This window comes from Haloplanus ruber, assembly GCF_024494725.1.
In the GTDB taxonomy this organism is placed as follows: Archaea; Halobacteriota; Halobacteria; order Halobacteriales; family Haloferacaceae; genus Haloplanus; species Haloplanus ruber.
In genome coordinates, this window is record NZ_JANHDK010000002.1 from 295,243 (window position 1) to 307,647 (window position 12,405).

At 68.7% G+C, this 12,405-nt stretch carries 10 protein-coding genes; 7 read left to right on the forward strand and 3 right to left on the reverse strand.

What is annotated here, in order from left to right; genetic code table 11:
* Positions 1–6 precede the first annotated feature (6 nt).
* Positions 7–2,433, forward strand: coding sequence for an MSCRAMM family adhesin SdrC (locus NO878_RS09590; protein WP_256405768.1), 2,427 nt, complete (start codon positions 7–9; stop codon positions 2,431–2,433).
* Between the two features lie 77 nt (positions 2,434–2,510).
* Here the strand turns inward: NO878_RS09590 and NO878_RS09595 are convergent, their stop codons facing one another.
* Positions 2,511–4,064 (reverse strand): sulfatase, encoded by a 1,554-nt coding sequence (locus NO878_RS09595; RefSeq protein ID WP_256405769.1) that lies wholly within the window; start codon positions 4,062–4,064, stop codon positions 2,511–2,513.
* A 66-nt stretch (positions 4,065–4,130) separates the two neighbouring features.
* Positions 4,131–4,295: a DUF7556 family protein gene (locus tag NO878_RS09600; RefSeq protein ID WP_256405770.1), complete on the reverse strand. Its 165-nt coding sequence runs from the start codon at positions 4,293–4,295 to the stop codon at positions 4,131–4,133.
* Positions 4,296–4,420: 125 nt separating this feature from the next.
* Here NO878_RS09600 and NO878_RS09605 point away from each other — a divergent pair, with 125 nt between their 5' ends.
* Genes NO878_RS09605 through NO878_RS09615 form a run of 3 tightly spaced genes read left to right on the forward strand, consistent with a single transcriptional unit; the run spans position 4,421 to position 7,668 of the window.
* Positions 4,421–5,266, forward strand: coding sequence for a CBS domain-containing protein (locus NO878_RS09605; RefSeq protein WP_256405771.1), 846 nt, complete (start codon positions 4,421–4,423; stop codon positions 5,264–5,266).
* Positions 5,263–7,074 carry a glycine--tRNA ligase gene (gene glyS, locus NO878_RS09610; RefSeq protein ID WP_256405772.1) on the forward strand — a complete coding sequence of 604 codons (1,812 nt, stop codon included), beginning with the start codon at positions 5,263–5,265 and terminating at the stop codon, positions 7,072–7,074. The genes NO878_RS09605 and glyS overlap by 4 nt, the downstream gene beginning before the upstream one ends.
* A 3-nt stretch (positions 7,075–7,077) precedes the next feature.
* Positions 7,078–7,668 carry a diacylglycerol/polyprenol kinase family protein gene (locus tag NO878_RS09615; protein ID WP_256405773.1) on the forward strand — a complete coding sequence of 197 codons (591 nt, stop codon included), beginning with the start codon at positions 7,078–7,080 and terminating at the stop codon, positions 7,666–7,668.
* A 20-nt stretch (positions 7,669–7,688) separates the two neighbouring features.
* On the opposite strand, the gene NO878_RS09620 is transcribed toward NO878_RS09615, so the two are convergent.
* A complete protein-coding gene (locus tag NO878_RS09620; RefSeq protein WP_305882691.1) occupies positions 7,689–9,104 on the reverse strand; it encodes an amidase in 1,416 nt (471 codons plus the stop codon).
* A gap of 379 nt (positions 9,105–9,483) precedes the next feature.
* On the opposite strand from NO878_RS09620, the gene NO878_RS09625 reads away from it, so the two are divergent.
* Genes NO878_RS09625 through cobA form a run of 3 tightly spaced genes read left to right on the forward strand, consistent with a single transcriptional unit; the run spans position 9,484 to position 12,394 of the window.
* The gene (locus tag NO878_RS09625) at positions 9,484–11,250 is read left to right on the forward strand and encodes a nitrite/sulfite reductase (protein ID WP_256405775.1); all 1,767 of its coding nucleotides are present in this window, start codon (positions 9,484–9,486) and stop codon (positions 11,248–11,250) included.
* On the forward strand, positions 11,250–11,552 hold the full coding sequence (locus NO878_RS09630; protein ID WP_256405776.1) for a DUF6360 family protein: 303 nt from the start codon (positions 11,250–11,252) through the stop codon (positions 11,550–11,552). Before NO878_RS09625 ends, NO878_RS09630 begins: the two co-directional genes overlap by 1 nt.
* A complete protein-coding gene (cobA, locus tag NO878_RS09635) occupies positions 11,549–12,394 on the forward strand; it encodes a uroporphyrinogen-III C-methyltransferase (RefSeq protein ID WP_256405777.1) in 846 nt (281 codons plus the stop codon). Before NO878_RS09630 ends, cobA begins: the two co-directional genes overlap by 4 nt.
* Positions 12,395–12,405: the final 11 nt, after the last annotated feature.

Here is a 12,405-nt window from a genome sequence, read left to right on the forward strand (position 1 = left end):
TATGGTATGGGGAGAGGGACCCGGAGACGCGTCGTAGCGACGGGAGTGATCGTGTTGCTCGTCATCTCGGGGATGGCGTCGACAGTCGCGGCCGCACCCACGCTCGATGTCAGGGTGGATGGGGCAAGCGTCGACGACGGGGCGACGGTCACCGTCACCGACGACCCGCGGCTCCGCGTCGAGGCAAGCGGCGAGTCGGCCGTCGCGTCGATAGCGGTCGAGGTCGATGGCGAGACCCGCCACTCGTTCCAGCCGGACGCCGAGTCGGTCTCGGAACAGGTGACACTCGACATCGACGACGGGGAACACGAGGTACGAGTCGTCGCCGAGGGATCGGGGACGACCGAGTGGACGGCGACGATTCGGAAAGACTCGGACGGCCCGCGCGTGAGTTACACGTCGCCGTTCACCACCGAGCGAGGACGGCCGTCCGAGGCGGTGGTGCTCGATCACGCGGACACGACGCTCGCCGCCGACCTCGCGGACGAGAGCGGCGTCCAACTGGTCCGGATCGAGCGAGACTACGAGTGGACGTTCGGCGGCCGGTCACGGCGTGACCGGCAGACCTACCGCATCTCGGATCCCGGGGACAACTTCTCCCGGCCGATGCTGTTTGGTCTCGGAGAGAACGATCTGACCGTCGAGACCCGCGACGTCCACGGACAGCGAACCACGCACGACATCACCATCAGAGTCGAGGACATCTCGCAGCCGTCGATCGACCTCGACCGATTCGAGCGGAACGGGAACACGCTCGAAATCGCGGGCGTCGTCGAGGACGAGGTGAAGGTACGGTCGCTCGACGTGCGGGTCGACCGGGACCGCAAGTCGGTGGTGACCGAAACGTCGCGGGAGCCGACCCGCGAACGGCTCTCGGTGGCCTTCGAGGATCGCGTCCGTCTCACAGGCGACGTACAGGAGGTTACGTTCGTCGCGACGGACGTGGCCGGCAACACCCGGGAGTGGACGGTCCCGCTCGATTACCGGGGCCACATCGTGCCGACCATCGACATCGACGACGAGGCGACCCGGGTCGACGGCGACGCCGTCGCCGTCGAGGGGACGGTCACCGACGGCCAGGTCCGGCGGGTCGTCGTCGAGACGCTCGACGCCGACGGGAACACCGTCTCGACGGCCACCGCCTACGACGGCGAGGTGACCGAACGGGTCGACGTACGAGCACGCCTCGGCCGCGCCGAGGGGGAAACGACCGTCGTCGTCCGCGCCGTCGACGTCGACGGGCAGGAACACGAGCGGACGCTGACCCTAGACGCGGGGGGGACGCCGACGGCGACGAGTGCGCCGTCGACCACCGCCGCCACGTCGACACCCGCGGCGAGCACTCCGGCGACGACGGCGACGACGGCCGCGGCCGACGTGGACCGTGCCACGGCGACAGCCTCGTCCGGGGCAGGGGTCGACTGGTTGGTCCCGCTTTCGTCGCCGCTCTCCATCGTTGTGGCCATCTTGGTCCTCGGCCTTGCCCTCGTCATCGGCCTCGTGACGAACGCGAGGAGTGGATCGGGTGGGCACGCGGCGGCCACGGACTCCGACGACGGGGCGAGAGGTCGAACCGACGAGGATCCGTCGGCCGACCGGCCGGACGACGTCGCGTCGGCTGTCGGCGGGGAGAGCGACCCTGTGTCTCGCCACCCCAGCGGCGAGGACGAGCGAGAGTCACCGCCGGTTGACGACGGAGTGACCAACACGGATCGCGGCGGACCCGATGTCGACGGTCCGGCGGAGGGGGCAGAGCCGCCGGAGGTGGACGAGGATATGCCTCCGAACGGTGATGTCGAGACCGGCGCCGATTCCGACGGTCCCGACGTCGACAGCCTGGGGGACGGGACAGAACCGCCAGAAGTCGACGAGGATGTTGCGCCCGAGGACGGTGTCGAGACAGATACCGCACCCGACGGAACCGACGCCGACGACCCGGCGGAGGGGCCGGGGACGGCAGAGGGCGACGAGGACGGTACCTCTGAGGACGGTGTCGAGACCGATCCCGATTCCGACGGAACCGACGCCGACAGCCCGGCCGACGAAGCGGGGACGACGGAGGTCGACGGGGAGATGACTCCCGAGGACGGCGGCGAGACAGGCACCGATCCCGACGGGACCGACGCCGACACACGGATCGACGACGATTCAGCCCCGGCGTTCGACGTGACCGACCACCTGGGGGTGGCGTCGATAGACGAGGTCGGGACGGCGGAGGTGTCGACGCTCACCGCGGAACTCGGCCGCGACGACCCGGACGCCGTGGTGGACGCAGTCCGCGGATTGGCGGCCATCGCCGGCGAGCGGCCGGAGTTGATCGCGGGGACCGAAGTGGAGTTCCGCCTCCGTGACCTCCGTCTCGAACCGGACCGGGCGGTGAGCGACGCCGCAGACGCGGCGATCCGTCGGCTGTCCGAGGCCAGAGAGGAGTGAGAAGCGACCGTCGCGAAGGCGACGATCACGCCACCAAGGCGTGACCGCTCGGTGATCCCGACGGAACCGGCCGGGCGCTACTCTAGATAGCCCAGGTCGCGCAGGCGCTCTTGGGCGTCGTCGTCCATGTCGGCGACGGCGTCGTCGGTCACGTCGGCGTCGGCGGTGCCGGTCCACGCGCCGCCGACCGCCGACTCGAAGTCCGCGAGGGTGTTTTCGGCGGCACGGATCGCGGAATCGTCGTCGACAGCGGCGGCGTGGTCCGTGGTTTCCTCGGGATCGGAGTCGAGGCGGTAGGCCTCGTCGGGGATACGGTCGATCCGGACGTACTTCGCGTCGGGCCGGCGCGCGGCGCGCATCCGGGCGTAGAACCGGGAGTCCTCGGAGATTTCGATCCCGGCGGCCGCGGCCTTCTCCTCCAGTTGCTTGAGTTCGACCACCGGCCGGGAGTACTCGACGAAGCCGAACGCCCCCTCGGGCGCGGCCGCCTGTCCGGGGTCGGGGTCGGCGACGGTGTCGAAGGCGCGGTAGTCGTCGGCGAGCAGCGAGCGGGTCTGGTCGCGGGCGACGGCCGTCTCGCCGGGGGCGGCAGGCTCACCGCCCGCGACATCGAGGGCGTCGAGCACGGTGTGATACAGGTCGACGAGTTCGACGGTGTCCGTCCGTCGGTCGGGGGACAGGTCGGGGTGTTTCACCATGAGCGGGACGTTCACCAGCGGGTCGTAGAGGCAGAACTCGTGGCCGTAGAGGTCGTGTTCACCGTGGAGTTCGCCGTGGTCGGCCGCAACGATCACCGTGGTATCTTCCCACTCGCCGCGCTCCTTGAGCCAGTCGAACAGACGGGTGAGTTGAGCGTCGATGTGGGCAATCTCGGCGTCGTATAGGTCGCGGATGTCCGCCCACTCGTCGTCGTCGATGGCGCGAGCGCCCGCGTTGAACTCCTTGGAGTTCTGGCAGACGGCGGTCGAGTCGACGCCGGGCGCGAACTCGTCGGCGAACTCGTCGGGCGGGTGGTAGGGGAGGTGAGCGTCCATCAGGTTGACGAACGCGAACCAGTCCTCGGAGTCCGCGACGAACTCCATCGTCCGGTCGATCACGGCGGGGGTCTTGGAGTCGGCGCCCTCGCCGCCCGCCAGATACTCGTGAGCGACGTTGCCGAGGGAGACGAGTTTGTCCGCGAGGGTCCGGAGACGGTCACTGTCGTTCATCGTCTTCCAGGCGCGGGCGAGGGGGCCGGAGAGCAAGTCGCCGGGCATCACCTCGAAGAAGTTATCCTGGGCGTCGAAGCCGTCGGTGAGGTGGGTGTAGGGGGTGATCCAGGCGTTCGAGGAGTAACAGGCGGTGTCGTAGCCGGCGGCCGAGAGCGTCTGGGCGAGCGTGGTCGCGCCCTCCAGATAGGGGTTCTCCTGATCGGCGCCGTGCTGACTGGGGTAGAGGCCGGTAAAGAGGGAGGCGTGGACGGGAAGCGTCCAAGGCGCGGGCGCGACGGCTTCCTCGAAGACGGCCGCCTCGGTCGCGAACTCCGCGAGGCCGGGCGTGGTCGGCCGGTCGTAGCCGTACGGCGTCAGGTGGTCGGCCCGAACGGTGTCCATGACGACGAAGAGGACGTTCCCGGGGGCGTCACGCGACATGTCTCTCCGTGGGTGGGTCGAGCGAATAAAGCCCGCGGTCCCGGATCGTGGCCCGTAAAGCGCCGGCTACCGCCAGTCGTCGAGTCCGGGGGCGTCGGCGAGTTGGACGGACATCCAGGCGTCGTCCCGGGAGACGTCGGCGATGACGAACTCCGGAAGCCCGGTCCCCTCGTCGACCGCGGCCATGACATCCGAACCCTGCCCGCCTGCTGCCGTCACGTCGGGCGTCATGTGTGACACATGGTCACACCCTCATATAAACACGTCGATACGACGGCAGGGGGCGGGATCGAGACGGGAGCGGCGGCGGGACGGTGTTCGCAGAGTATTAGAGGGTGGGCGGCGGAACGGGGAGCATGCACGTAGCCGACGCGATGACGCCCCGCGCGGACGTCGTCACGGTCGAACTCCCGGGAACCCGGGACGACGCCCTCGAGTATCTGCAGGAGCGGGGCTTCTCGTCGATCCCCGTCGTCAAGCCGACGGACGACGGCGAGGTGTACCGCGGGCTGGTCTCGCGGGACGACCTCATCGAAAATCCCGACGAGGACCAGCTCGCGCTGTTGATGCGCGAGGTGCCGACGACGACGGCCGACGCCGACCTCGTCGAGGTGGCCCACATGATGGCCGCCGAGGGCGCTCGTCGAGTCCCCGTCGTCGACGGGACACTGGAGGGCATCCTCACCGTGACGGACGTGGTCCGGGCCATCGCCCGAGGCGACGTGGACGGCGAGACCGAGGTGGGTGCCCTGGCGTCCCGCGACGTGAACGCCGTCTACCACGAGACGCCGCTGCCGGTCGCCGAGCGAGAGATCAACTACGCGAACGTCCCCTACGCGGTCGTCCTCGACGACGACGGCAAGATGTCGGGGATGCTGACCGAAGTGGACATCATCGAGGTGGCCCGTGTCGTCGAGGGCGAGGACGACACCGGCGAGAGCATCGCCAACCAGGACGACGAGTGGATGTGGGAGGGGATCAAGGCCGTGGGGAACCGCTACTATCCCACGCGGAACGTCGAAATCCCGCGCGAACCCGTCAGCACCTTCATGACCGACGAACTGGTGACGGTGTCGGGCCACCGGACGGCCAAGGAGGTGGCTCGCGTCCTGCTCTCGAACGACGTCGAACAGGTGCCGCTGGTCGACGGCGGCACGCTCGCCGGCATCGTCCGGGACGTCGACCTGCTGGAGGGTGTATGAGCGACGCGCGCGCCATCACCGAACTCGCGAAGCGCCGCGGCTTCTTCTTCGGCTCGAACGAGGCGTACGGCGGCGTCGCCGGGTTCTACACGTTCGGACCCGAGGGGGCCGCCCTCAAGCGCAACGTCGAGGCGGCGTGGCGGGACCGCTTTACCGTCCGCGAGGGCAACGACGAAATCGAGGCGCCGACGATCATGCCCGAACCCGTCTTCGAGGCCTCGGGTCACCTCGACGGCTTCGACGACATGCTCGTCGAGTGTGGCGAGTGCGGTGAGAGCCACCGCGCCGACCACTTAGTCGAGGACGCGAGCGACGTCGAGGAGGCCGAGAGCCTGCCGATCCCCGAGGTCGAGGAACTCGTCGCCGAGTACGAAATCGCCTGTCCCTCCTGTGGGGCGGCGCTCGCCGGCCGGTCCATCGAGGAGTTCAACCTCATGTTCGCGACGACCATCGGGCCGGGGTCGGGTCAGCAGGGATATCTCCGCCCCGAGACCGCCCAGGGCATCTTCGTCGAGTTCCCCCGGCTGAAGGAATACGCGCGAAACAAGCTCCCGTTCGGGGTGACCCAGATCGGCCGGGCATACCGCAACGAGATCAGCCCCCGCAAAGGGATCGTTCGCACGCGCGAGTTCACACAGGCGGAGCTGGAGCAGTTCGTCGACCCCGACGACGACGACCCGCCACTCGACCGCGTCGCGGACGTGTCGCTGCGCCTCTACCCCGCCGACCAACAGGAGGATCCCGACGGCGAGTACGTTGAGGCGACGGTCGCGGAGGCCGTCGAGGAGGGAATCGTCGCGAGCGAGTGGGTCGCCTACTATCTGGGAGTCGCCCGCGAGTGGTACGACCGGATCGGCGTCGACGGCGACCGCTTTCGCTTCCGCCAGCACCTGCCCGGTGAGCGCGCCCACTACGCCGCGGACTGCTGGGACGCCGAGAGCGAGGTGAGCGGGGTCGCGAGTGCGGACCCCACGGCGGGCGACTGGATCGAGATTGCGGGCTTTGCCTACCGCGGCGACTACGACCTCTCGAAACACGCCGCCCACGGCGACGACGACTTCACCGTCTTCGAGCAGTACGACGAACCCAGAACCGTCGAGCGGGCGGTCGCCGATCCCGACATGAGCGTCCTCGGCCCCGAGTTCGGCGGGCGGGCCGGTGACGTGGCGGACGCGCTCCGCGCCCTCGCCGAGCGCGATCCGTCGGCGTTCGAGGGCGAGACTGTGACCGTCGAAGTCGACGGCGAGGCCGTCACCGTCGACACCGACGTGGCGAACTTCCGGATCGAGGAGCGGACGGAGGCGGGCGAACACGTCACACCCCACGTGGTCGAACCCTCCTTCGGCGTCGACCGGACGGTCTACACCCTGATCGCTCACGGCTACGGCCACGACCTGATCGACGGCGAGGAGCGAACCTACCTCTCGCTGTCGCCGGAGGTGGCGCCGACGGACGTGGCCGTCTTCCCGCTCGTGAGCGACGCGGCACTGGAGGAGGTAGCCGACGACATCGTGGCCGACCTGCGGGCGGCGGGACTCTCGGTCGCCCACGACGACTCCGGCAACATCGGGCGGCGCTACCGCCGGCAGGACGAGGTGGGCACGCCGCTGTCGGTGACCGTCGACCACGAGAGCGTCGAGGAGACGCCGACGACGGTGACGGTTCGCGACCGGGACACCACCGCCCAGGTGCGGGTCCCAGTCGACGAACTCGCGGCGGAACTGGAGGGTGTGCTGGAGAGCGGTGGGAGCTTCGAGACGCTACTCGCGGGCTACGACCGCGTCGAGACGGACGTCACGCGCTCCTGAAGGATGGGCGGGGAACTCCGGCGGCGCGCCGTCCACGCCAGCGGCGTCGGCTTCCCGGCGCTGTACCTGCTGGATCTCACGGCGTGGCGGACCGTCGGCTACCTCCTCGTCGCCGGCTCCGTCGCCGCCGCGGCTCTCGAGGCGGTACGGCTTCTGATCGGACTGGACTGGGCCGTCTACGAGACGCTCACCCGAGAGTACGAACGGGACAGCGTCGCCGGCTACGCGCTCTATATGTTCAGCATGACCGCCGTCGCGTGGGTGTTCGACCCGGTGGTCGCGGTCCCCGGGATGCTCATGCTCGCGCTCGGTGACCCCGTGAGCGGTCTCCTCGGCTCGAACGAGGCGGGACGGGCCAAGCGCGCCGGCGTCGTCGCCGCCATGTTCGCCGTCTGCTTCGCGCTCGGCGCGGTCGTGTTGCTCCCGGCCGTGACGCTCCCGAGGGCGGTGTTGGCCGCGGCCGTCGGCGCCGCGGGCGCCACCGTTGCCGACGGCTACACGCCCGTCGTCGCCGGCTACGTAGTCGACGACAACATCACCATTCCCCCGGTCGCCTGCCTGGGAATCTGGGTCGTCTTGCGCGTCGGGGGCTGAGCGTCGACGACGATACCGAACTACGTCGGATAGCGGTCCGCCCACGGGCGTCGCCGTTCGAGGGCGGCGCTGGCCGCGAGCACGTCGTCGTCCGCGTGTCGTCGGCCGGCGACCTGCATCCCGACCGGAAGCCCGTCGACGAACCCCGCCGGGACGGACGCCGCGGGATGCCCCGTGAAGTTGTACGGTTGCGTGAGCACCCACCCGCGGTACGGTTCGACCTCCTGTCCGTCGACCGTCGTCGGCTCCGCGCCGTGTGGGAAGGGAAGCGTCCCGAGCGTCGCGGAGACGATCAGGTCGTATCGGTCGAAACAGTCCTGAAGACCGTCGAAGACGTCGGTGCGGACGATATCGGCGCGCTTGTACTCCCGGGCCGACGGGACCGGCGTCTCCATGACGAGGTCGACGAGATAGGGGCGGAGGCGGTCCCGGTCGTCGCCACGGGGGTCGAACCCCTGTCGTTCGAGGTCGTCGAGCAGCGACTGCCACAGGACGGTCGCCATCGTGTAGTAGGCATCGAGAATCTCCGTCCGGTCGTGGTCGAAGTTGGGGTCGACCTCGTCGACGGTCGCCCCGGCTCGTTCGAGGGCGGAGACGGCGTCGTCGAGCGTCTCCCGGACCGCCGGGTCGACGGGGTAGACGCCCAGATCCGGGCTGTACGCGACCGTGAGGTCGTCGATTGGGCGGTCGACGGCGGCTCGGTACGCCGTCGTGGTCGGCACAGAAAAGGGGTCACGGGAATGGGTCCCGGCCACGACATCGAGGGCGAGTGCCGCGTCCTCGACCGTCCGTGCCATCGGCCCCTTGTGGGACATGGGCGTGTGGCTGACGAAGGCATTCGGCCGGGCGGCCTGTGGCACGAGGCCGTACGTGGGCTTCAGGCCGAAGACCCCACAGAAACTCGCCGGCGTGCGGATCGATCCGCCGACGTCCGATCCCTGGGCGAGCGGAACGAGCGAGTCGCCGAGCGCCGCCCCGGCACCGCCGGAGGAGCCGCCAGCCGTTCGGTCGGGGTCGAAAGGGGTGCCCGTCGGCCCCACGATCCGGTTGTCGGTGGTCGTTCCAAGCCCGAACTCCGGGGTGTTGGTCTTCCCGACGACGACGGCGCCGGCCGCCCGCAGGCGCTCGACAACGGGCGTGTCGGCGTCGGCAATGTGGTCCTCGAATAGCAACGATCCAGAGGTCGTCGGGACGCCTTCGACGTCGTCGAGGTCCTTGATCGCGACGGGAACGCCGTGGAGTGGTCCGAGCGGCTCGCCGTCCGCGATGGCGCGTTCGGCGTCCGCGGCCATCCGACGGGCGAGTTCGTCCGTGACCGTAACGAAGGCGTTCGTGCGGTCGTTGCGCTCGTGAATCCGGTCGAGGTGCGCGTCGACGACATCCACCGGCGAACGGGTCCCCTCCTTGACGTCCCTAGCGATGGCGGCGGCCGTCATGCGGGTCGGCTCTCGGGTCACGTCGAACGCTCTCGCTCACGAAGACAAAAATAGTTCGCCCGTTGACACCCAATGCGCCGACGTGTCGACCCGACAACCGCGCGCTGTGGCACCTGCGCTGATGGGCGAACCGCGCGTCAGTCACGGATTCGGTGAACGAACGTCGATTCGTATCCGGTTTAGTGAACAGAATACAACCTTATATCCCGGATATTCCATAATAAACCGGACATCCATCCGGCGATACAGCGTGCAATACAATAATGTAAACGGTTATGCTTATACATCGCTGTCAATAGATACTCTCTCATGCGAAATATTGAATCTGCGGGGCGTAATCAGCCAAAAGCTGGACGTACACTAAACGACGGTGGGCGAGATGAGTAGCAAAAAAGAGACGTGGAAGGAAGGGATGTACGGCGACGAAGTCCGCGAGAAGTTGCTGGAGTTCGCCGAGAAGGGATGGGAGTCCATCCCCGAGGACGAACGCGACATGTGGTTCTCGCGGTTCAAGTTCTGGGGGGTCTTCCACCAGCGGAGCGGCCAGGAGAGCTACTTCATGATGCGGCTGACGAACGCGAACGGGCAACTGAACGCCGACCAACTCCGGGCCATCGGCGAGGTGGCCCGCGACTACGCCACCGGCCCGGTCGAGAACCCCGAGTTCGGCGACGCCTGGATCGACTTCACGACCCGACAGTCGATCCAACTGCACTGGATTAGCTTGGCGGACGTGCCCGCCATCTGGGAGAAGTTGGAGTCCGTCGGCGTGACGACGCGGTCCTCGGGCGGCGATACGATGCGCAACATCGTCGGCTGTCCGGTCGCGGGCAAGGACGAAGAGCAGTTGATCGAGACCGAGTCACTCTTAGAGCGCCTCCAGACGGACCTTCGCGGAGACGACGACCTGGCGAACATGCCCCGGAAGTTCAACATCAGCGTCACGGGCTGTCGCGAGGGGTGTGCCCAGGACGCGATCAACGGAATCGGCCTCGACCCCGCCGAGAAGGAGGTAGACGGCGAGGTTGTGCGTGGGTTCAACGTCCGGATCGGTGGCGGCCTCGGCGGCCGCGAACCCCGTAAGGCGCGGGACCTCGACGTGTTCGTCACGCGAGAGAACGCCTACCACGTGATCCGCGGGTTCGTGGAACTGTACCACGACCACGGGCGGCGGGACAACAGACAGAAAAACCGGAGCCGCTTTTTCGTCGACGACGAGGGGACAGAGGCCATCCGGGACCTCCTGCAAGCGGAGTACGTTGACGTCGACCTCCACCGCGCCGGACGGAGCTTCCGCGAGGAGTACACCTACAACGCTGGCCGGCCCCCCGAGGAAGGGAAGACCGACCACGTGGGCGTCCACGACCAGCCCGACGGCCGGAAGTACGTCGGCCTGAACGTCCCCGTCGGCCGGATGACCGCCAAGGAGGCCATCGCGCTCGCCGACGTGGCTAAGGCGTACGGCTCCGGCCAGATTCGCCTCACCCGACGCCAGAACCCGATCATCATGGACGTCGAGGAGGCGGCGCTCAACGACCTGCTTGCCGAGCCACTTCTCGACACCCACCAGCCGAACCCGACGCCGTTCGACCGCGGCGGCATGGCCTGTACGGGGACGGAGTTCTGTGATATCGCGCTGACGGAGACGAAACTCCGCTTGACGCGGATGCTCCGCTGGCTCAACACGAACGTCGACCTGCCGGACGACGTGGAGACGCTCAAGATTCACTACTCCGGCTGTACCGCCGACTGCGGGCACGCCTACACTGCCGACATCGGGTTACAGGGGATGCGCGCCCAGAAGGACGGCGACATCGTCGAGGCACTCGACATCGGCGTCGGCGGTGGTCTCGGTCCACACCCCGAGTTCGTCGAGTGGGTTAGCCAGCGCGTGCCCGCCGACGAGGTGCCGGGCGCCATCGAGAGCCTGATCGGCGCGTTTGCCGCACACCGCGAGACGGGCCAGACCTTCCGCGAGTGGGTAGCGTCGTTCGGCACCGAGTCGGTCGTCGATCTCTGTGAGCCAACCGAGACCACCTACGAGGACCCGTACATGCACGACGCCAAGCAGACGTGGTACCCGTTCGCGGAGGGGGAAAGTCCAGCACCGACCACCGTCGACGACGTGCCGATCACCTCGGACTGATGCCCATCAGACTGCTCGATGTGACCGCGTACACGACGTTCGACTTCGTATCGGGACGGGCCGTCGGCCCGGACTGGAGCGACGAGTCGGCGGCCGTCGTCGACGTGGACCGTCCGGACGAGGCGCCGGAAACCGTCAGGCTGCGGATGGAGTTCGACGGCTCGGACCTGGAACACGTCGCGCCTCACGCCGACCACCTGTCGCTGTCGCCGGAGCAGGCCCGTGGCCTGGCGGCCGAACTGGAACGCAAGGCGGCGAGTGCCGAGGCCGGCGAGGACGTCCCCGGAGGCCGAGGGCGATGACCGACTACGTCGGCGGGGGACGAGAGATGCGGCCCGGGACGGTGTCGCTCGTCGGCGCGGGACCGGGCGACCCCGAACTCCTGACGGTAAAGGCCCGCCGGCTACTGGAGGAGGCCGACGCCGTACTCTACGACTCGCTCGTGAGCGAGGCGATCCGAGAGCTACCACCGGCGTCGGTCGAGCGGATCGACGTTGGCAAGCGAGGCGACGGCGAGCGGACGACACAGGCGGCGATCAACGGGCTGATGGTCCGGCGGGCGGCCGCGGGCGACGACTTGGTGCGGCTGAAAAGCGGCGATCCCTGCGTGTTCGGTCGGGGCGGGGAGGAGGCCGAACACCTCGCGGCGGCGGGGATTCCGGTCGAGGTGGTCCCAGGGATCACCAGCGCTATCGCCGGGCCGGAACTGATCGGGGTGCCGGCGACCCACCGCGATCACGCGTCCAGCCTGACGGTCGTGACGGGCCACGATGACCCCACTAAGACAGAGGGCGCCCTCGACTGGGACGCCCTCGCTGGGTCGGTGACCGCCGGCGGCACGCTGGTGATCCTCATGGGTGTCGGCCGACTCCCGGACAACATGGGGGCGCTTCGTGCGGGCGGCGTCGACCCCGAGACGCCCGTCGCGGTGGTCGAACGCGCCTCCCGGCCCGACGAGTTCGCCGTCACCGGAACGGTCGAGACGATCACCGACCGCGCCCGCGAGGTGGGGATCGACCCCCCGGCTGTCACCGTCGTCGGCGACGTGGTGTCGGTCCGCGACCGGGTGGCCGACGCCTTGCGGGCGGCCGGTACCGCGCGGCCCCCGGGTGGAGCCGACGACCCGGCTGTGCCGACGGAGTGACGCCAGCGGTT